Annotated in this window: 16 protein-coding genes and 3 rRNA genes; 18 read left to right on the forward strand and 1 reads right to left on the reverse strand. The window is 54.7% G+C overall.

Annotated features, from left to right (window positions below):
- Positions 1-55 precede the first annotated feature (55 nt).
- From KW808_RS07525 to tyrS, 7 genes are all read left to right on the forward strand, one after another.
- Positions 56-1261 (forward strand): argininosuccinate synthase, encoded by a 1206-nt coding sequence (locus KW808_RS07525; RefSeq protein ID WP_003858678.1) that lies wholly within the window; start codon positions 56-58, stop codon positions 1259-1261.
- 60 nt (positions 1262-1321) lie between these two features.
- A complete protein-coding gene (gene argH, locus KW808_RS07530) occupies positions 1322-2755 on the forward strand; it encodes an argininosuccinate lyase (protein ID WP_003861605.1) in 1434 nt (477 codons plus the stop codon).
- Between the two features lie 66 nt (positions 2756-2821).
- On the forward strand, positions 2822-2977 hold the full coding sequence (locus tag KW808_RS07535; protein WP_230622932.1) for a hypothetical protein: 156 nt from the start codon (positions 2822-2824) through the stop codon (positions 2975-2977).
- 90 nt (positions 2978-3067) lie between these two features.
- Complete coding sequence (locus KW808_RS07540; protein ID WP_003861606.1) at positions 3068-3985, forward strand: vWA domain-containing protein; 918 nt, start codon at positions 3068-3070, stop codon at positions 3983-3985.
- Positions 3972-4586, forward strand: a complete 615-nt coding sequence (locus KW808_RS07545) for a hypothetical protein (protein ID WP_003858673.1) — start codon at positions 3972-3974, stop codon at positions 4584-4586. Before KW808_RS07540 ends, KW808_RS07545 begins: the two co-directional genes overlap by 14 nt.
- A gap of 45 nt (positions 4587-4631) precedes the next feature.
- The gene (locus KW808_RS07550) at positions 4632-4811 is read left to right on the forward strand and encodes a Trm112 family protein (protein ID WP_003861608.1); all 180 of its coding nucleotides are present in this window, start codon (positions 4632-4634) and stop codon (positions 4809-4811) included.
- A 27-nt stretch (positions 4812-4838) separates the two neighbouring features.
- The gene (gene tyrS / locus KW808_RS07555) at positions 4839-6101 is read left to right on the forward strand and encodes a tyrosine--tRNA ligase (protein WP_034983722.1); all 1263 of its coding nucleotides are present in this window, start codon (positions 4839-4841) and stop codon (positions 6099-6101) included.
- A 100-nt stretch (positions 6102-6201) separates the two neighbouring features.
- Here the strand turns inward: tyrS and KW808_RS07560 are convergent, their stop codons facing one another.
- The gene (locus tag KW808_RS07560; protein WP_003861612.1) at positions 6202-6669 is read right to left on the reverse strand and encodes a universal stress protein; all 468 of its coding nucleotides are present in this window, start codon (positions 6667-6669) and stop codon (positions 6202-6204) included.
- Positions 6670-7649: 980 nt separating this feature from the next.
- Here KW808_RS07560 and KW808_RS07565 point away from each other — a divergent pair.
- The 11 genes from KW808_RS07565 (at position 7650) to KW808_RS07615 (ending at position 21405) form a co-directional block, all read left to right on the forward strand.
- Positions 7650-9174, forward strand: a 16S ribosomal RNA gene (locus KW808_RS07565).
- A gap of 410 nt (positions 9175-9584) precedes the next feature.
- Positions 9585-12668: ribosomal RNA gene (locus KW808_RS07570) — 23S ribosomal RNA — on the forward strand.
- A gap of 115 nt (positions 12669-12783) precedes the next feature.
- Positions 12784-12900, forward strand: a 5S ribosomal RNA gene (rrf, locus tag KW808_RS07575).
- Together the 16S, 23S and 5S rRNA genes form the textbook arrangement of a ribosomal RNA operon.
- Before the next feature lie 130 nt (positions 12901-13030).
- Complete coding sequence (locus KW808_RS07580) at positions 13031-14323, forward strand: tetratricopeptide repeat protein (RefSeq protein ID WP_003863789.1); 1293 nt, start codon at positions 13031-13033, stop codon at positions 14321-14323.
- 11 nt (positions 14324-14334) lie between these two features.
- Positions 14335-15321, forward strand: coding sequence for an HAD-IIA family hydrolase (locus KW808_RS07585; RefSeq protein WP_003863788.1), 987 nt, complete (start codon positions 14335-14337; stop codon positions 15319-15321).
- Between the two features lie 3 nt (positions 15322-15324).
- A complete protein-coding gene (locus tag KW808_RS07590; RefSeq protein WP_003856298.1) occupies positions 15325-15489 on the forward strand; it encodes a hypothetical protein in 165 nt (54 codons plus the stop codon).
- 41 nt (positions 15490-15530) lie between these two features.
- Positions 15531-16352 carry a TlyA family rRNA (cytidine-2'-O)-methyltransferase gene (locus tag KW808_RS07595; RefSeq protein ID WP_003856296.1) on the forward strand — a complete coding sequence of 274 codons (822 nt, stop codon included), beginning with the start codon at positions 15531-15533 and terminating at the stop codon, positions 16350-16352.
- The gene (locus KW808_RS07600; protein ID WP_003863787.1) at positions 16352-17314 is read left to right on the forward strand and encodes an NAD kinase; all 963 of its coding nucleotides are present in this window, start codon (positions 16352-16354) and stop codon (positions 17312-17314) included. Before KW808_RS07595 ends, KW808_RS07600 begins: the two co-directional genes overlap by 1 nt.
- A gap of 81 nt (positions 17315-17395) precedes the next feature.
- Positions 17396-19177, forward strand: a complete 1782-nt coding sequence (recN, locus tag KW808_RS07605) for a DNA repair protein RecN (RefSeq protein WP_003863786.1) — start codon at positions 17396-17398, stop codon at positions 19175-19177.
- Between the two features lie 59 nt (positions 19178-19236).
- Complete coding sequence (steA, locus tag KW808_RS07610; protein ID WP_003863785.1) at positions 19237-20430, forward strand: putative cytokinetic ring protein SteA; 1194 nt, start codon at positions 19237-19239, stop codon at positions 20428-20430.
- Between the two features lie 9 nt (positions 20431-20439).
- Positions 20440-21405, forward strand: a complete 966-nt coding sequence (locus KW808_RS07615; protein ID WP_003863784.1) for a copper transporter — start codon at positions 20440-20442, stop codon at positions 21403-21405.
- Positions 21406-21472: the final 67 nt, after the last annotated feature.

Genomic DNA, 21472 nt, shown 5'->3' on the forward strand with positions numbered 1-21472 from the left:
CATCCTTGCTGTCCACCACGGCTGGCAAGGAACTTAAAATGAAGGAGCACACCTCATGACTAACCGCATCGTTCTTGCATACTCCGGCGGTCTGGACACCACTGTGGCAATTCCATACCTGAAGAAGATGATTGATGGTGAAGTCATCGCAGTTTCTCTCGACCTGGGCCAGGGTGGAGAGAACATGGACAACGTTCGCCAGCGTGCATTGGATGCCGGTGCAGCTGAGTCCATCGTTGTTGATGCAAAGGATGAGTTCGCTGAGGAGTACTGCCTGCCAACCATCAAGGCAAACGGCATGTACATGAAGCAGTACCCACTGGTTTCTGCAATCTCCCGCCCACTGATCGTCAAGCACCTCGTTGAGGCTGGCAAGCAGTTCAACGGTACCCACGTTGCACACGGCTGCACTGGTAAGGGCAACGACCAGGTTCGTTTCGAGGTCGGCTTCATGGACACCGATCCAAACCTGGAGATCATTGCACCTGCTCGTGACTTCGCATGGACCCGCGACAAGGCTATCGCCTTCGCCGAGGAGAACAACGTTCCAATCGAGCAGTCCGTGAAGTCCCCATTCTCCATCGACCAGAACGTCTGGGGCCGCGCTATTGAGACCGGTTACCTGGAAGATCTGTGGAATGCTCCAACCAAGGACATCTACGCATACACCGAGGATCCAGCTCTGGGTAACGCTCCAGATGAGGTCATCATCTCCTTCGAGGGTGGCAAGCCAGTCTCCATCGATGGCCGTCCAGTCTCCGTACTGCAGGCTATTGAAGAGCTGAACCGTCGTGCAGGCGCACAGGGCGTTGGCCGCCTTGACATGGTTGAGGACCGTCTCGTGGGCATCAAGTCCCGCGAAATCTACGAAGCACCAGGCGCAATCGCACTGATTAAGGCTCACGAGGCTTTGGAAGATGTCACCATCGAGCGCGAACTGGCTCGCTACAAGCGTGGCGTTGACGCACGTTGGGCTGAGGAAGTATACGACGGCCTGTGGTTCGGACCTCTGAAGCGCTCCCTGGACGCGTTCATTGATTCCACCCAGGAGCACGTCACCGGCGATATCCGCATGGTTCTGCACGCAGGTTCCATCACCATCAATGGTCGTCGTTCCAGCCACTCCCTGTACGACTTCAACCTGGCTACCTACGACACCGGCGACACCTTCGACCAGACCCTGGCTAAGGGCTTTGTCCAGCTGCACGGTCTGTCCTCCAAGATCGCTAACAAGCGCGATCGCGAAGCTGGCAACAACTAAGCCACCTTTTCAAGCATCCAGACTAGAACTTCAAGTATTTAGAAAGTAGAAGAACACCACATGGAACAGCACGGAACCAATGAAGGTGCGCTGTGGGGCGGCCGCTTCTCCGGTGGACCCTCCGAGGCCATGTTCGCCTTGAGTGTCTCCACTCATTTCGACTGGGTTTTGGCCCCTTATGATGTGTTGGCCTCCAAGGCACACGCCAAGGTTTTGCACCAAGCAGAGCTACTTTCTGATGAAGATCTAGCCACCATGCTGGCTGGTCTTGATCAGCTGGGCAAGGATGTCGCCGACGGAACCTTCGGTCCGCTGCCTTCTGATGAGGATGTGCACGGCGCGATGGAACGCGGTCTGATTGACCGCGTTGGTCCTGAGGTGGGCGGCCGTCTGCGCGCTGGTCGTTCCCGCAACGACCAGGTGGCAACCCTGTTCCGCATGTGGGTCCGCGACGCAGTGCGCGACATCGCGCTGGGAACAACCGAGCTTGTCGATGCCCTCAGCGCCCAAGCTAAGGCACATGCAGACGCGATCATGCCAGGCAAGACCCACTTCCAGGCAGCTCAGCCGGTCCTTCTGGCACACCAGCTGCTGGCACACGCACAGCCTTTGCTGCGCGATATTGATCGTATCCGTGACCTGGACAAGCGTCTTGCGGTGTCTCCTTACGGTTCCGGCGCACTTGCTGGTTCCTCTTTGAAGCTCAACCCTGAAGCAATCGCTGAAGAACTCGGCTTTGATTCCGCAGCAGATAACTCCATTGATGCCACCAGCTCCCGCGATTTCGCATCTGAAACCGCCTTCGTGCTGGCGCAGCTTGCAGTGGATATGTCCCGCTTGGCTGAAGAAATCATCGCATGGTGCACCCCAGAATTTGGTTACATCACCTTGTCTGATTCCTGGTCCACAGGCAGCTCAATCATGCCGCAGAAGAAGAACCCTGACGTGGCAGAGCTGACCCGTGGCAAGTCTGGTCGCTTGATCGGTAACCTCACCGGTCTGCTGGCTACCCTGAAGGCACAGCCTTTGGCGTACAACCGCGATCTGCAGGAAGATAAGGAACCAATCGTAGATTCCGTGGCTCAGCTCAACCTGCTGCTCCCTGCAATGACTGGTTTGGTTTCCACCTTGACCTTCAACACCGAGCGCATGCGTGAACTTGCACCAGCAGGTTTCACCCTTGCCACCGACTTGGCTGAGTGGATGGTGCGCCAGGGCGTTCCATTCCGTGAGGCACACGAAGCATCCGGCGCTTGTGTGCGGATCGCGGAGTCCAGGGGAGTGGACCTTATCGATCTCACTGATGAAGAACTCAGTGGCGTTGATGCACGTCTGACCCCAGAGGTACGGGAAGTGCTCACCATTGATGGTGCAGTGGCTTCCCGTGCAACGCGCGGTGGAACCGCGGGCGTGCAGGTTGCGGAGCAACGCGCACGTGTCGATGCCGCAAGTACCGCTCACGCGGAGTGGGCACGTGCGGGGGTACGTCGATAAGCATTAGTTTATGGCCTGTGCTGCTTTCCGATTGCGGGAGTTGCACAGGCCATTTATTATCAATTCATGAATGGTTCCCCTGATTACTCAAGAAAATCTCGAGGCAGGGGATTTTCCGTATTTTTAGGCATCATCCTGCTGGTCATCGCGGTATTAGCGGTCTTGGTGGGCCGCGGAACCATCGCCATGCCAAAGCTCTTCGGATCAAGTAACTTGACCTAGGTCAGAGCAGTAATTGGCTCGGAAAAGAAGGAATTCTTCGAAGATCCAGAAGTCATTGAAGCCTTCGCCGACCACGGCTTTGAAGTTAACGTGGACACCGCAGGATCTCGTCGGATCGCCACTGATGTGGACTTGAGCCCGTACGATTTCGCGTTCCCATCCTCTGCACCAGCTGCGCAGAAGATCTCCGATGGCGTGGTCAGCGCCGATTACCCGCTCTCTACGATCACGGGCTCCGACCAGGGCGAGCAGGTAGCAGAGCTGGCCGGCTGGTTCGCTGAGCACCCCGACGCTTTAACAGATACTTTTCGACGTCCGACCACCGCGAACGCAACCCTCCCAGCGGAGCTTAGCTCGCAGACCATCATCGAAGCTCCCTTCCCAGGGAGCAAGACGGTCACCGACGCGCTTATCGACGCCTACACCAATCAATTCCGCGTCCCAGGCGAAACCACCTTTGTGCTCGACGTTTCCGGATCCATGCTGGGCCAGCGCATCACCTTGCTCAAAGACACCATGTCAGACCTGATCAGCGGCGGCGCGACCACTGACCTTGCCAACGTGTCCCTGCGCGACCGCGAAAAAGTATCGATCATTCCTTTCAGCTTCGGGCCACACGAAGTAATCAGCGAAACCCTCGGTGCCGTGGGCAGCCCAAGCCGCACCGATCTGCAGCAGCGCGTTGAAGCCTTGCAAGCAGACGGCGGAACCGGGATTTACGACGCAGTGCTCGCCGCCTACGCAGAGTCCGCTGGTGGCGACTACATCCCATCCATCGTGCTCATGACCGACGGCGAACTCACCGCAGGACGAACCTACGATCAATTCCTCATCGAATGGAACGCGCTTCCTAGCAATATCCGATCAATTCCAGTGTTTGTCATCCTTTACGGTGAAGCCAATGTTGCGGACATGGAACAATTAGCAGCAACAACCGGCGGTAAAACCTTTGACGCCATCAACGGTGACCTAGACGAAGCATTTAAGGAGATTCGTGCCTACCAATAATGGAGGATCCTTCTTTTTCTCCCGCAAGAATCTCGCGGGCATCGCTATTGCAACGCTGATTATCGCGCTGCACTTAGTGATCGGACTCGGAGCATTTTGGCCTGTTGTCGCCATCGCCGGATACGGCGCTGCGGTGGCACTTACACCTAAAAACCCTCCGAAGAAGGAACTCCCTCCGGTTCAGGCAACTCCCGAGTTAGATAGCCCGGGTCTGCTTGCAGCTAGGTCTCAAGAACTCGTGAGAACTATGTATAGCCACGGTGCTGCAGCACCAGCGATCGAAGCGATTAAGAGGCTAGACAGCTCACTGCAATTGGTCATTGGTAACTGGACAAGCCTGACCAATTTTCCCGAGCACCAAGTCACCATTCGCTCAATTATCAACCAGTACATCCCAGGCATTATCGACGCTTACCTGAAGATCCCCACCCGCAACGATCCTCGGGCGGTCGAAGACCTCATTGAATCCTTCGACCTCCTGAACTCCGAGACGATGAAGATCTTCAATGCGATCCAAGAACAAGGCCTTAATAACCTTGAAGATCACGGTCGCGCACTGCGCATGCAATTTGGTCAACTGCCAGAAGAATTCCGGGAATAGCCACTCAATGCAGTTAAGTTTTTCCTGCCCGGTAGGATGGTCCGTATGAGTCTTGATCCACAGCTTCTTGAAGTCCTGGCCTGCCCAAAGGACAAGGGCCCACTTCGATATCTGGAGAGCGAACAGCTCTTGGTCAACGAACGCCTCAACCTGGCCTATCGCATTGACGACGGAATTCCGGTGCTTCTCATCGACGAAGCCACCGAGTGGACCCCCAACAACTAGAAGTACATCAAGGACATTTTTAACACCATGAACATCATTGACGAACTCTCCTGGCGCGGACTCATCAACCAGTCCACCGACCTTGAGGCCCTTCGCGAGGAAGCTTCAACCCCCATCACCTTGTACTGCGGATTCGACCCAACCGGTCCATCCCTCCACGCAGGACACCTCGTTCCACTGCTCATGCTGCGCCGTTTCCAGCAAGCAGGACACAACCCAATCGTGCTCGCAGGTGGCGCAACCGGCATGATCGGCGACCCCCGCGATGTCGGCGAGCGCACCATGAACTCCGCAGACACCGTCTCTGATTGGGCGGAACGCATCTCCGGTCAGCTCAGCCGCTTCGTTGATTTCGACGGCGAGCATGCAGCCCGTCTGGTCAACAACGCCGAGTGGACTAACGAAATGTCCGTAGTGACCTTCCTCCGTGATGTAGGAAAGCACTTCTCCCTCAACACCATGCTCGCCCGCGACACCGTCAAGCGTCGCCTCGAGTCCGACGGCATTTCCTACACCGAGTTCTCCTACATGCTGCTGCAGGCCAACGACTACGTTGAACTGAACAAGCGCTTCGGCTGCACCCTGCAGGTAGGTGGCGGTGACCAGTGGGGCAACATCGTTTCTGGCGTTGACCTCAACCGTCGCGTCAACGGCACCTCCGTCCACGCAGTGACCGTACCTTTGGTCACCGACTCCGACGGCAAGAAGTTCGGCAAGTCCACCGGCGGCGGAAGCCTCTGGTTGGATCCGGAAATGACCAGCCCATACGCTTGGTACCAGTACTTCATCAACGCATCCGACGCTGACGTGATCCGTTACCTCCGCTGGTTCACCTTCCTCACCCAGGAAGAACTTGCAGAGTTGGAAGTTGAAGTTGCAGAGCGCCCATTCAAGCGCGAAGCACAGCGTCGTCTTGCACGCGAAATGACCAACTTGGTTCACGGAACCGAAGCAACCGAAGCAGTCGAGCTTGCTGCTCAAGCACTGTTCGGCCGCGCAGAACTCCGCGACCTAGACGAAAAAACTCTCGCTGCATCCGTTTCTGAAACTGCAGTTGCAGAAATCAAGGCAGGGGAGCCACGCACCATCATAGATCTGCTCGTAGCCAGCGGACTTGCTGATTCCAAGGGCGCAGCAAAGCGTGCAGTCAAGGAAGGCGGTGCGTACGTAAACAACGAACGCATCGAATCGGATGATTGGGAGCCTTCCGCTGAAGACCTTCTTCACGGTTCATGGCTAGTACTGCGCCGTGGCAAGAAGAACTTCGCAGGAGTTCAGATCCTCGGCTAATAATCGCTGAACTGATTGCGGTTTTTCATTTGTCTGACTTCTGGAAAACCAAAAGGAGGGGTGAGCACCAAATTCTGGTGCCCACCCCTCCTTTTAGCAATTAATCCCTCGTGGTGTTCACGATGTAGAGATCGCAGTTAGCTGCTGCCGCGACATTACGGGAGATGCTTCCGAGAATGCGTTGCAAGCCCTGGGCCTTCTTGTTCCCCACAACAATTGCATCAGCATTGAGGTGCTCCGCCTGCTGAACCAAAACTTCAGCAGGCTGTCCCTCAACAGCAATCGCCTTGACCTGGAGCGTTGGCCAAGAGTTGCGCAAAATAGCAGCCACAGATTCAGCGGCTTCCTGAGCAGCTGCAGCCTGACCATCGGCCAGACGCTGGTAAGCATCGGAAGTCTTAACTGCCATGTTTCCGCTCTTAGCGGTCTGCATCGCTACAACAGAGCTGATGCTGTACGCAGAAAATACGTAAAGTTCTGCGTCAAAGCTGACCGCGAGCTCGGCAGCCTTCTCTGCTGCGGTAAGCGCAGTCTGGCTTGAATCAACGCCAGTAATGATTGTCTTCATGGTGCGGTATCTACCTTCCAGGTTGAATAAGGATGGAAACTGAGTTTCAGCTCACATCTTACTATTGTCCGAATGTCTAGTCATAGTCTTCGGTTCAAAAATGCTCTCAGAAGAATACTTCTAGTTTTTCGAGCGTTTGACTGGAAGCCTCTTCTTGAGGGGATTGGCGACGCGTATATCCCAGTAATGATGTGACGGATTCCAATCTTGGTATTGATCATCCCATATCTTTTGAGCGCATATGGGCGATTGATATGATCATTTAAATGATTGCATCGGCATAGCGCTGTCGACGCCTGGATGAGTAGGATTCGAAATCTTTGAGGCATGTTCAATCTAGATTTGGCCGACTTTTGCTGTCTCATGATCATGTGCGTGCAGGGGTCTGCGTTGAAATCGTGTTTAACCTGCAGGTTTGTTCTTGCGCGAGGGGCTGTGTAGATTAATTCGAGTCGCCAGGACAGCGCAGGAACTTCTGCACGGAAGGGAAAGCACATCAAGGTGACACGGAGATTAATTCGAAGTTGACTTCAAATTTTGAATGAACTACGATGAATCTTCAGCTGCTAAAGAGATTAAGGTGCAAATATTACCTCGATTTCCTAGTGTGCGTATGTTGTTTGAGAACTCAATAGTGTGCCATTTATTATTTTTGTCACTACCACTTTTAACCCCTTGAGGGTTTTGGTGGTGGGTCATGCCGGGTGGTGGATCGCCAATATTTATCCATCACTGTAAACAATAATCTTATTGTTGGCATGATGTTGTGGGTCTGCTTGTTCCCCGTCAAGGGACTAGGCCCACATGAAAGACACGATGATCCTTAATTTGGGTTGTGGTGTTTTTTTAAATCATTATTTTTTGATAATGCCAGTAACACCCCATTCTCCAACTGTCACCTTGTGTGTGGTTGGTGGGGGTGTTGTTGTTTTTGTCAGGTGTTGGGCTTTTCACGGCCTAAACAATCTTTTTTATTGTTTTTTGTGGAGAGTTTGATCCTGGCTCAGGACGAACGCTGGCGGCGTGCTTAACACATGCAAGTCGAACGCTGAAACCAAATGCTTGCATTTGGTGGATGAGTGGCGAACGGGTGAGTAACACGTGGGTGATCTGCCCTACACTTTGGGATAAGCCTGGGAAACTGGGTCTAATACCGAATATTCACACCACCGTAGGGGTGGTGTGGAAAGCTTTATGCGGTGTGGGATGAGCCTGCGGCCTATCAGCTTGTTGGTGGGGTAATGGCCTACCAAGGCGTCGACGGGTAGCCGGCCTGAGAGGGTGTACGGCCACATTGGGACTGAGACACGGCCCAGACTCCTACGGGAGGCAGCAGTGGGGAATATTGCACAATGGGCGCAAGCCTGATGCAGCGACGCCGCGTGGGGGATGACGGCCTTCGGGTTGTAAACTCCTTTCGCTAGGGACGAAGCCTTATGGTGACGGTACCTGGAGAAGAAGCACCGGCTAACTACGTGCCAGCAGCCGCGGTAATACGTAGGGTGCGAGCGTTGTCCGGAATTACTGGGCGTAAAGAGCTCGTAGGTGGTTTGTCGCGTCGTCTGTGAAATCCCGGGGCTTAACTTCGGGCGTGCAGGCGATACGGGCATAACTTGAGTGCTGTAGGGGAGACTGGAATTCCTGGTGTAGCGGTGAAATGCGCAGATATCAGGAGGAACACCAATGGCGAAGGCAGGTCTCTGGGCAGTAACTGACGCTGAGGAGCGAAAGCATGGGTAGCGAACAGGATTAGATACCCTGGTAGTCCATGCCGTAAACGGTGGGCGCTAGGTGTAGGGGTCTTCCACGACTTCTGTGCCGCAGCTAACGCATTAAGCGCCCCGCCTGGGGAGTACGGCCGCAAGGCTAAAACTCAAAGGAATTGACGGGGGCCCGCACAAGCGGCGGAGCATGTGGATTAATTCGATGCAACGCGAAGAACCTTACCTGGGCTTGACATGGACCGGATCGGCGTAGAGATACGTTTTCCCTTGTGGTCGGTTCACAGGTGGTGCATGGTTGTCGTCAGCTCGTGTCGTGAGATGTTGGGTTAAGTCCCGCAACGAGCGCAACCCTTGTCTTATGTTGCCAGCACATTGTGGTGGGTACTCATGAGAGACTGCCGGGGTTAACTCGGAGGAAGGTGGGGATGACGTCAAATCATCATGCCCCTTATGTCCAGGGCTTCACACATGCTACAATGGTCGGTACAGCGAGTTGCCACACCGTGAGGTGGAGCTAATCTCTTAAAGCCGGCCTCAGTTCGGATTGGGGTCTGCAACTCGACCCCATGAAGTCGGAGTCGCTAGTAATCGCAGATCAGCAACGCTGCGGTGAATACGTTCCCGGGCCTTGTACACACCGCCCGTCACGTCATGAAAGTTGGTAACACCCGAAGCCAGTGGCCCAACCTTTTAGGGGGAGCTGTCGAAGGTGGGATCGGCGATTGGGACGAAGTCGTAACAAGGTAGCCGTACCGGAAGGTGCGGCTGGATCACCTCCTTTCTAAGGAGCTTTATTAACCCACATCAGGCTGTGTCTGGTTGGTGGGTTGTTGGTGTTGGAACCCGTATGTGGTTGCCATCAACATATTTTTAATCGGGTGGAGATGACCCCTTAGGGTGACAAAAACACAGTCAATACTGTGATTAATAGGTGGCATGCTGTTGGGTGTCTGGAATGACATCGCTTGCATCGCACTGTGTGTGGTGTGTGTGGGTTGTTTCTAACATCGAGCATCGTCAACACGGGTAGAGAATGTTTGTGTTCTTTGGTTGTGGTGTCGGTGGTGTGTTGTGTGAGAACTGTATAGTGGACGCGAGCATCTTTATTTTTTGTTTTTTGTTGTGTGATACCGAACGCGCCCAAACATTGGTGAGGCTTGTCCTTGTTGGTGGTTGGGTTATAGTTTTTTGTTTGTTGTTTTGTAGGGCACACGGTGGATGCCTTGGCATATCAAGCCGATGAAGGACGTGAGAGGCTGCGTTATGCCTCGGGGAGTTGCCAACTAAGCGTTGATCCGAGGATGTCCGAATGGGGAAACCCAGCCGCAGTGATGTGTGGTTACCTGCCAGTGAATGTATAGCTGGTGTGGAGGTTGACACGGGGAAGTGAAACATCTCAGTACCCGTAGGAGAAGAAAACAATTGTGATTCCGTTAGTAGTGGCGAGCGAACGTGGATGATGGCTAAAACTTATGTGTGTGATACCCGGCAGGGGTTGCATGTAGGTGGTTGTGGGGCAATGACGTTCATATTCTGCCGGATGTGGGCATGTGCTGCGTGGTTAGTGGAAGTGGTGTGGAAACACCTGCCGTAGAAGGTGAGAGTCCTGTACACGAAGATCATGGTGGTGTGTGTGGTTGTTGATACCCCGAGTAGCAGCGGGCTCGTGGAATCTGCTGTGAATTAGCCGGGACCACCCGGTAAGCCTGAATACTTGATATGACCGATAGCGGATTAGTACCGTGAGGGAATGGTGAAAAGTACCCCGGGAGGGGAGTGAAATAGTACCTGAAACCGTGTGCTGTCAATCCGTCAGAGCACCCGTTTGTGGTGTGATGGCGTGCCTTTTGAAGAATGAGCCTGCGAGTCAGCGGCATGTCGCGAGGTTAACCCGTGTGGGGTAGCCGTAGGGAAACCGAATCCTAACGAGGGTGATTTTGAGTGGCATGTCTTGGACCCGAAGCGGAGTGATCTACCCATGGCCAGTGTGAAGCAGCTGTAAGAGGTTGTGGAGGCGCGAACCCACTTAGGTTGAAAACTGAGGGGATGAGTTGTGGGTAGGGGTGAAAGGCCAATCAAACTCCGTGATAGCTGGTTCTCCCCGAAATGCATTTAGGTGCAGCGTCGTGTGTTTCTTGCCGGAGGTAGAGCTACTGGATGGTTTAGCGGGACCAACATCTTAGCGACATCAGCCAAACTCCGAATGCCGGTAAGTCAGAGCACGGCAGTGAGACTGCGGGGGATAAGCTTCGTAGTCGAGAGGGAAACAGCCCAGATCGCCGGCTAAGGCCCCTAAGGGTGTGCTAAGTGGAAAAGGAGGTGGGGTCGCGAAGACAGCCAGGAGGTTGGCTTAGAAGCAGCCATCCTTGAAAGAGTGCGTAATAGCTCACTGGTCGAGTGATTCCGCGCCGACAATGTAGTGGGGCTTAAGTACACCGCCGAAGCCGCGGCAATGATCTTTTTGGATTGTTGGGTAGGGGAGCGTCGTGCATGCGTTGAAGCTTTGGGGTGACCTTGGGTGGAGTGTGTGCGAGTGAGAATGCAGGCATGAGTAACGAATGATGCGTGAGAAACGTATCCGCCGGATGACTAAGGGTTCCTGGGTCAAGTTAATCTTCCCAGGGTGAGTCGGGGCCTAAGGCGAGGCCGACAGGCGTAGTCGATGGATAACGGGTTGATATTCCCGTACCCGAGTATGAGCGACCATGGTGAATCAGTGATACTAACCATCCATAAGCACCCGCGAGAAGGTTTTGCTTTTTTGTGGTGTGTGGTTGCGTGGGACCTGATCTGGTAGTAGCTAAGTGATGGGGTGACGCAGGGAGGTAGCTCAGCCACTTATTGGATTGTGGTGTAAGCGTGTGGCACGCAGTGTAGGTCAAATCCGCACTGTTTTTGTGTGAGGCGTGATGCGGAGCCCGTAAAAGGGTGAAGTGGGTGATCCTGTGCTGTCGAGAAAAGCCTCTAGCGATGTTGATATTCGGCCCGTACCCTAAACCGACACAGGTAGTCAGGTAGAGAATACTAAGGCGTTCGGGTGAACTGTGGTTAAGGAACTCGGCAAAATGCCCCCGTAACTTCGGGAGAAGGGGGCCACGGCGTGTGAACAACTTTTCGTTGGGAGCGTGTTGTGGTCGCAGAGAATAGAGGGAAGCGACTGTTTACTAAAAACACAGGTCCGTGCGAAGACGTTTAAGTTGATGTATACGGACTGACGCCTGCCCGGTGCTGGAAGGTTAAGAGGACCGGTTAGTGACCTTTTGGTTGCGAAGCTGAGAATTTAAGCCCCAGTAAACGGCGGTGGTAACTATAACCATCCTAAGGTAGCGAAATTCCTTGTCGGGTAAGTTCCGACCTGCACGAATGGCGTAACGACTTCCCTGCTGTCTCAACCACAGGCCCGGTGAAATTGCAGTACGAGTAAAGATGCTCGTTACGCGGCAGGACGAAAAGACCCCGGGACCTTCACTATAGCTTGGTATTGGTGTTTGATTCGGTTTGTGTAGGATAGGTGGGAGACTTTGATCATATGACGCTAGTTGTGTGTGAGTCGTTGGTGAAATACCACTCTGATCGGATTGGATGTCTTAACCTTGGCCCATGATCTGGGTTGGGGACAGTGCCTGGTGGGTAGTTTAACTGGGGCGGTTGCCTCCTAAAATGTAACGGAGGCGCCCAAAGGTTTCCTCAGCTTGGTTGGTAATCAGGTGGTGAGTGTAAGTGCACAAGGGAGCTTGACTGTGACACTGACAGGTGGAGCAGGGACGAAAGTCGGGACTAGTGATCCGGCACCTACTTGTGGTTGTGGTGTCGCTCAACGGATAAAAGGTACCCCGGGGATAACAGGCTGATCTTCCCCAAGAGTCCATATCGACGGGATGGTTTGGCACCTCGATGTCGGCTCGTCGCATCCTGGGGCTGGAGTAGGTCCCAAGGGTTGGGCTGTTCGCCCATTAAAGCGGCACGCGAGCTGGGTTTAGAACGTCGTGAGACAGTTCGGTCTCTATCCGCGCGCGTTGAAACTTGAAGGAAGGCTGTCCCTAGTACGAGAGGACCGGGACGGACGTACCTCTGGTGTGCCAGTTGTTCCGCCAGGAGCAGGGCTGGTTGGCTACGTACGGGAGGGATAACCGCTGAAAGCATCTAAGCGGGAAGCCTGTTTCGAGATGAGGTTTCTTTTGAGGTTCCCTAGAGATTATGGGGTTGATAGGCCAGATCTGGAAGCACTGTGAGGTGTGGAGGTGACTGGTACTAATTTACCGATAACAACAAACCAATACTGGTTTGGTGTTGCGCAACGTAACGAAAACAGAACAATATGTGTTCGCGTCCATTATGCAGTGTCTGACACAGCACAACCAACCTGTTGGTTGGTGTGGTGTGTGGTTGTGTCGGTGGTGATAGTAGCAGGGAAACGCCCGGTCCCTTTCCGAACCCGGAAGCTAAGCCTGGTTACGCTGATGGTACTGCACTCGGGAGGGTGTGGGAGAGTAGGTTACCGCCGACCAAAAACTTAAAAGTGAAATAGAAAGAGTGTGATTCAATGGTAGAGGTATTTCATTTCCTCCCATTGGATCACACTCTTTTTGTCGTTCTATAATAAAGTCTTTACCCGGTTCTCAACATCAAGGAACAACATGGCTGATAACTTCGACCGCTCTCGTGACAACGATCGCTCAAGCGACCGCACTCCTCGTGGAGACCGCGGCGATCGCGGTGGCTACCGAAACTCCCGCGGCAACGATGACCGCGGAAACTACCGTCAAAACCGAGATGGTGAATCACGAGATCGCGGCGGATACCGCGGTGACCGTCGCGACAACCGCTCAGGTGAATATCGTCAACGTGACGATAGGCGTGACGATCGTAGGGACAACCGAAGCGATGACCGCCGCGGTGGTTACCGCTCCGATCGCAACTTTGACGATCGCAACAGCAACAGGCGTGATGATCGTCGCGGCGGCGACCGTTCATACAGCCGTAATGATCGCTCCGATCGTGGCTATCGTAGCAATGACCGCTACGACCGTAATGATCGTCGCGATGACAACAGGGACACCAGGGGTGGCGATCGCGGAGACCGTCGCTACGACAGGCGCGATGACCGACGTGATGATCGTCGCGGCGGACAGGGCCAGGGACGTCCAGATGGAGATCGTCGACATGCGAACCGTGCAGGTGCAGGTCGCGATCAGCAGCGTGATTCGCTGCATCCACAGCGCGCTGGTTTCCGTGAAGAGCGCTTGAACACTCGTCTCAATGAGCCTGATTTGCCGGGCGATATTGATATCAAGGATTTGGATCCTTTGGTCCTGCAGGATTTGAAGGTTTTGTCTAAGGACAACGCAGATGCCGTCGCAAAGCATATGATCATGGCTGCGACCTGGCTGGCCGACGATCCTCAATTGGCACTGCGCCATGCCCGTGCTGCGAAGGATCGCGCGGGTCGCGTGTCCGTCGTGCGTGAGACGAACGGCATTGCTGCTTACCATGCTGGTGAGTGGAAGGAAGCTCTTTCGGAGCTTCGTGCTGCGCGCCGTATGTCGGGTGGTCCTGGTTTGATTGCTGTGATGGCTGACTGTGAGCGTGGCTTGGGTCGTCCTGAGAAGGCGATTGAGCTGGCTCGAGAAGAGGATTTGAGCTCTTTGGATCAGGATAACCTGATCGAGTTGGCGATTGTTGTTGCTGGAGCACGCCATGATTTGGGTCAGCATGACTCTGCGATTGTGGAATTGCAGAAGGTTAATCCAAGCTTGAAGAGCACCGGTTTCACCCATTCTCGTTTGTCTTACGCTTACGCCGATGCGCTTGTTTTGGCTGGTCGTGGCGATGAAGCACGTGAGTGGTTCCAGCACGCTGCCACCTTGGATGAGGACGGCTACCTCGATGCAGAGGAGCGTATCGAGCAGCTCGATAATGGCAACAACTAGACTATTGGTCTATGAGTGTAATCACGGAATATGACAGCCTTCTTCTTGATCTAGATGGAACCGTCTACGAGGGCGGCCGAGCCATTGAGCACGTAGTTTCTGCGCTCTCTGGCGCCGGCCTACCCGTCATATATGTCACCAATAATGCCTCCCGCGCTCCGGAGGTGGTGGCTGCGCAACTCCGTGAGATTGGCCTTGCCGACACCACTGCGGACAATGTGATGACATCTGCTCAAGCTGCCTGCAAGATGGCGGCGGAGAAGATTCCCGCTGGATCCAAGGTGTATGTTTTGGGTTCAGAATCCTTCCGCGAGCTAGCTACTGAAGCTGGTTTTGTGGTGGTTGATTCGGCTGATGATAAACCTGTGGCTGTGCTTCACGGCCACAACCCTGAGACCGGTTGGGCTCAGTTGAGCGAGGCTGCGCTGTCAATTAATGCTGGCGCGCAGTATTTTGCATCAAATTTGGATTCCACCCTTCCCATGGAACGTGGTCGTCACATTGGCAACGGTTCCATGGTGGCTGCCGTGGTCAACGCGACTGGCGTAAAGCCTCTTTCCGCAGGTAAGCCAGGCCCCGCGATGTTCTATGCGGGGGCTAAAACTCTTAATTCTTCAAAGCCTTTGGCTGTCGGCGATCGTCTCGATACTGATATTGCAGGCGGAAACGCTGCAGGCATGGACACATTCCAGGTCCTGACCGGCGTCAGCGGCTACTACGATTTGGTGCGCGCCATTCCAGAGCAGCGCCCCACCTATATCGCCACCTCGATGCAGGATCTCTACAGCGATCCGGGCGAGCTCAAGCCAGGTGCCCAGGGCGGTTTTTCAGCGCTTATCGACGGCGACACCCTGGTCATTTCCGGCGGCGATGCCGGCGCAACTCCGGTTGCAGCACTCCGCACTGCGTTGGATGTGGCCTGGGCGGCCACAGAGCCAGTCACCGAGGTACGTGCTGATTCAGAGGCAGCTGCTACTGCATTGCAGAGCTGGTGGTAAACGGTGAATTCACCAAAGCCTCATGATCCTCGCGCAGCTCATGTGACCAACCCGGAAGAAATTGCGGGAAAAGTCAATGAGGTTTTAAGCCGCGAAGCAGAGACACTGCGAGATGAAGCCCTCAACCTTGAGGAAGCCCACCGCATCCTCAACGACGCATTGTCTTAGACACTATTTTTTAACCACTCACGAAAGAAGAACACCTCCAGATGGTTGCACGCAGAAGACTGGACGCAGAACTTGTTCGTCGAAAGATCGCACGATCAAGGGAACACGCGGTTGAAATGATCCGCGGTCGGCGCGTCTTTGTTGCAGGAATGCTTGCCTTAAAGCCCGCAACAGTCGTGGAACCAGAGGTGTCTATTCGTGTGGAAGAAGATGCTAGTGAAGATTGGGCATCCCGCGGTGCGCACAAGCTTCTTGGTGCGCTGGAATCTTTTGAGCCCTTGGGGCTCAAGGTCAAGGGCCGTCGCGTGCTAGATGCCGGCGCTTCGACAGGCGGATTTACGGACGTGTTGCTACGTCGAGAAGCGTCTGAAGTAGTGGCAGTAGACGTGGGCTACGGACAGCTTATTTGGCGCCTGCAAAACGACGACCGCGTGCGCGTGGTGGACCGCACCAACATCAGATACATGACGCTGGAAGACACCGGCGGAGAATGCGACATGATGGTGGGCGATCTCTCATTTATCTCGCTTAAACTCACGTTGCCGGCGATCGCCAAGGTCCTAAGCGACGGCGCTGATCTATTACCCATGGTCAAGCCACAATTTGAAGTCGGAAAAGACCGATTGGGCAGTGGCGGCGTGGTGCGCTCACCAGAGTTGCGCGCAGAAGTTACCGCGGATGTCGCGAAATTTGCGGCCACTTTGGGCCTGAGCTTGAAGCATGTTGTTGCATCCCCGCTGCCCGGCCCGTCAGGCAACGTAGAATACTTCCTGTGGCTGGTTAAAGATGGTGGCGCTTCAATGCCGGATGACCAGCAATTGTCGGCAATGATTGACACGGCTGTAAAGGAAGGTCCGCAATAATGACTGCATCCACGAACGCTGGGGAACTCAGGCGAGTTTTGCTGGTTCCACACACCGGGCGTTCTTCCAATATTGAATCCGCCATCTTGGCAGCCAAGCTGCTCGATGATGCGGGAATCGATGTGAGGGTGCTGATCAATGATGCAGATGATCCAATTGCAGAGCACCCCGTTTTAGGCCGTTTCACCCATGTCAGGCACGCTGCCGACGCTGCTGACGGCGCAGAACTAGTTCTGGTGCTGGGTGGAGATGGCACCTTCCTCCGCGCAGCAGATATGGCCCACGCTGTTGATTTGCCTGTTCTGGGCATCAACCTAGGCCATGTGGGATTCTTGGCTGAATGGGAGTCTGACTCACTTGAAGAGGCACTCAAACGTGTGATCGACCGCGATTACCGTATTGAAGATCGCATGACCTTAAATGTCGTTGTCCTAGACGGCGGTGGAGAAGAAATCGGCCGAGGATGGGCTCTCAATGAGGTCAGCATCGAAAACTTAAACCGCAGGGGAGTGCTCGATGCAACCCTCGAGGTAGATGCACGACCAGTTGCTTCCTTTGGTTGCGATGGCGTGCTGATTTCCACCCCAACCGGCTCCACCGCTTATGCATTTTCCGCCGGTGGTCCTGTACTGTGGCCAGAACTCGATGCCATCTTGGTGGTTCCTAATAACGCCCACGCGCTGTTTACCAAACCGCTGGTTGTGAGCCCAAAATCCACCGTAGCTGTGGAATCCAATTCAGATACTTCAGCAGCGATGGCCGTCATGGATGGTTTCCGTCCCATTCCTATGCCTCCAGGATCCCGTGTTGAGGTCACCAGGGGTGAGCGTCCCGTGCGTTGGGTGAGGCTTGATTCTTCACCGTTTACCGACCGACTTGTGAGCAAATTAAGGCTCCCCGTTACCGGTTGGCGGGGTCCGCAAAAACAGGCGGAAAATAAAGATCCCAGGTCAGCGGGGTAATTCGAAAACCATTCGAACAATTTTCGGGGATTTAGAAAAAACGTTCGCATAAATTGTTAGAACTGATGTACACTTTGAGGCATGCTCGTAGACATTGCTATTGAGAACCTCGGAGTTATTCCAGCGGCCTCAGCTGAGTTTAGCTCAGGTTTAACAGTGCTCACCGGTGAGACCGGCGCCGGAAAGACCATGGTAGTGACAGGTTTACGCCTGTTATCCGGCGGTCGCGCCGACGCTTCACGCGTGCGCACAGGATCCCCTCAAGCTGTTGTGGAGGGGCGCTTTGTTACGCAAGGCGTGCCCTGCGACATTGTCGAACGTGCAACCGGAATCGTTTCGAACGCCGGAGGTGCCGCAGATGAAAATGGAGAGTTTTTAGCTGTCCGTTCCGTCGGCGCCAACGGCCGTTCAAAAGCTCATCTCGGTGGTCGCTCCGTACCTGCGGCAACGCTGTCCGAGTTCTCTGATGAGCTGTTGACCATCCACGGTCAAAATGACCAACTCCGGTTGCTCTCCCCAGAACGCCAACTAGATGCCCTTGATCGTTTTGATCCAGAGCTGGCCCAACTGCGCAAAAACTACAACGCCAAGTACCTCACTTGGAAGTCCTTGGATAAAGATCTGCAGAAGCGCCTGAATAGTAGGCGAGAGCTGGCTCAAGAAGTCGATCGTCTGCAATTCGCGATTAATGAGATCGAGGAAGTCTCGCCACAGCCAGGCGAAGACGCCGAACTGGTTGAGCAGATCCGCAGGCTCCAGGACGTGGACACCCTGCGGGAGCAAGCTGCAACAGCATTGGCTGCGATTGATGGTGCCGGCTCTCTCAGCGACGCCATGGGTGGTGCCGGCGGCTTTGATGAATCCCAGGAGTCAGCCTCTGACCAGCTCGGCCAGGCGGAGTCCGCGCTGGCAGGCAGTGATGACTCAAAGCTGAAAGATATTGCCGTTCAGCTTGCGGAAATCACCAGCCAGCTCAGCCAAGTGTCTATGGAATTGGGCGGGTTCCTCTCTGATCTCCCCGCAGACCCCCAAGCACTCGATGACATGCTCACCCGCCAACAGCAATTGAAACTGCTCACGCGTAAATACGCTGCAGATATTGACGGCGTGATTGAGTGGCAGCGGAAAGCCCAAATCCGCCTAGACAGCATTGACATTTCCTCCGAAGCGCTTGACAAGCTGAAAGAAGACTCGAAAAAGGCGCAGGCCTCCATGATGCGTGCCGCTAAGAAGCTTTCAGCTGTCCGTGCAAAGGCAGCAACCAAGTTGGGGACAACTGTCACCGAGGAGCTTCAGGGCCTGGCCATGCAAAAAGCCCGCTTTGAGGTTGCTTTGACCTCCATTGAGGCGTGCGCCAGCGGTATCGACCAGGTGGACTTCCAGCTCGCAGCAAATGCCTTTGCACAGCCTCGTCCACTTGCATCCTCCGCGTCTGGTGGTGAACTTTCCCGCGTCATGCTGGCGCTCGAGGTGATCTTGGCTGCTGGAACCACGGGCACCACCTTGGTGTTCGACGAGGTTGATGCAGGTGTGGGCGGACGCGCAGCGGTGGAAATCGGTCGCCGCCTGGCCCGCCTTGCCACCAAAAACCAAGTCATCGTGGTCACCCACCTCCCACAGGTCGCTGCTTACGCCGACACGCACCTGCACGTTGCCAAGAATGTAGGAGAAGCCTCCGTGACCTCAGGAGTGGAGTCACTGACCTTCGACCGACGCGTGGAAGAGCTCTCCCGCATGCTCGCTGGCCTCGACGACACCGCCACCGGCCGAGCCCACGCAACGGAGCTACTCGAGCGTGCACAGCGTGAAAAGGAAGATATTAACGAGGAGCGAGTAGAACCACTTCTCGCCGCCAGTGCATAAGAGTTTTCTCGGAATTTTTTAGGCGCGCCTCCACCAAAGGTTGAGACTTTGGTTCCACAATGGGCTGCATGAGTCTGTTCAACCGCAAAGCCGACCTGCCCGGCCTGCAAGGTGCCACCCGAATCTGCACCCCGCAGGGCAAAGGGCTAAAGCGCCTGTCCGAAGGCGATCTCGCAATCATTGATGCACCAGATCTATCCAGGACCTTCGCCCAACGATTGCTAGCAGCAAAACCCGCCGCAGTCCTCAACGTTTCCCGGTTCACCACCGGATCGGTGCCCAACTTTGGACCGCAAATGCTTATCGACGGCGGCATCCAGCTCGTGGAAGGCTTTGGCCAGGAGCTGCTCGACGGCACCAAAGACGGTAAGAAAGGTCGCCTGACAGAGGATGGACAGCTCTTCTACGGCGAACGACTGATCTCTAACGGCAGTGTCCTCAGTGGACCTGCGGCTGAAAGTGCATTTGCAGACGCCCAGCAATCACTGCTGGACCGCATGGAAGCCTATTTCGGCAACACCATTCAGTTCATTCACTCAGAAGCACCGCTCCTGATCGATGGCCTCGGCATTCCCGATACCGGAAATGCCATTGAAGGCCGCAAAGTTCTCATTGCCTCACCAGGGGATAACCACCGCAGCAGGCTCAAAGAACTCCGCAGCTTCATCCGCGAATACGATCCAGTACTCATCGGTGTCGATGGGGCAGCAGACACCTTGGTGGAATTAGGATACAAGCCCGCGCTGATCGTCGGCAATCCCACTGGTATCGGCGCAGATGCGCTGCGCAGTGGCGCCAACGTAATTTTGCCAGCTGATCCAGACGGCCACGCTGTTGGTCTGGAGCGCATCCAGGATCTTGGCATCGGTGCGATGACCTTCCCATCCTCAGTAAATTCCTCCACGGATCTGGCGCTCCTGCTTGCGGATTTTCACAACCCGCAGATGATCGTCAACGTCGGCGGTCCTGTCACGCTTGATGGTGTTTTTGAAAACCGCGAGGATTCCGATCCCGCAGCGTTGTTGACGCGCGCCAAGCTAGGCACCAAGCTTGTCGACGGATCCGTCATCGCAAGTCTTTACACTGTGCGCAGCTCCAGCAACCTTGGATGGATGTGGGCACTGTTAGCCATTTTGGTGGTTCTTGCAGTCGTGATTGTTATCGCTGGCACCGCAGGATCAGGCTCTTTTACCGACAACCTCATTGACACCTGGAACAGCTTCGCGCTGACAGTCCAGGGTTGGTTCAAATAGGAAGGCAACATGGCTAAACGACGTGGAAGAGGCGCCGCAACCTTCGCCGCACTGGGATTTGGTGCAGCAGCCGGCATTGCCTTTGGAACTTATGTGCTTGCACCCAACCTTCCTGAAAACATTGACCCAAATGCACCAACATCAGCTGAATTAGTCGAGGCAGAGACCTTGGCTGAGGTTAATGCGGTGCAGGCCGATCAAGCAGACAGCATCATTGACCACATCGTGGAAGACGTGGTGGCTGGTACACTGACCGATCGCCCCGTACTGGTGATGCGCACCGCTGACGCTGAAGAATCAGACGTTGCCGATGTGTCATGGCTGTTGCAGCAAGCAGGAGCTATTAATGCTGGATCCATTACACTTGAGGAGAATTTCTTCTCCCAAGACGGCGCGGACCAGCTGAAATCAATCGTGGCAAATACGTTGCCTGCAGGCGCTCAGCTTTCTGAAACCCAACTGGATCCAGGAACTCACGCTGGCGAGGCACTTGGTGCCGCTTTGCTGCTCAACCCTGAAACTGGTGAACCACTAGCCAGTACTGCAGAGCGCGGACTATTGCTCAACGTGCTGCGCGACAACGGTTACATCTCGTACGAAGACGGCACCATTTTGCCAGGCCAGGTCATCGTGATGATTACTGGCGATAGCGACGGCTCAGGTGATGGTGCCTTCGCTGCAGAAACACAATCGCTGTTTGCTCGCGCACTTGACGCCCAAGGATCAGGCGTGGTGGTTGCAGGACGTATTCACACTGCTGCTGATACTGGAGTTATTGGACGGCTTCGTGGCAACCCTGATGCTGCAGAAAACGTCTCTACAGTTGATTCCGTGAATCGTACTTGGGGCAAGATGGCTACCGTGCTATCAGTTCGTGAGGAACTAGCCGGTAGGTCTGGAGCGTTTGGTTCCGCTGCCTCCGCAGACGCGGCAAGTCCGTCTCTCGATGGAACTGCAGCAGCGCCAGCGCAGTAGGTTTTCCAAGCCTTTAAAACGGAGTGTCTAGGCAAATGGATGCTCCGTTTTCTTTTACCGCGAAAAT

It is taken from the genome of [Brevibacterium] flavum, assembly GCF_019317305.1.
Classification (GTDB): Bacteria; Actinomycetota; Actinomycetes; order Mycobacteriales; family Mycobacteriaceae; genus Corynebacterium; species Corynebacterium glutamicum.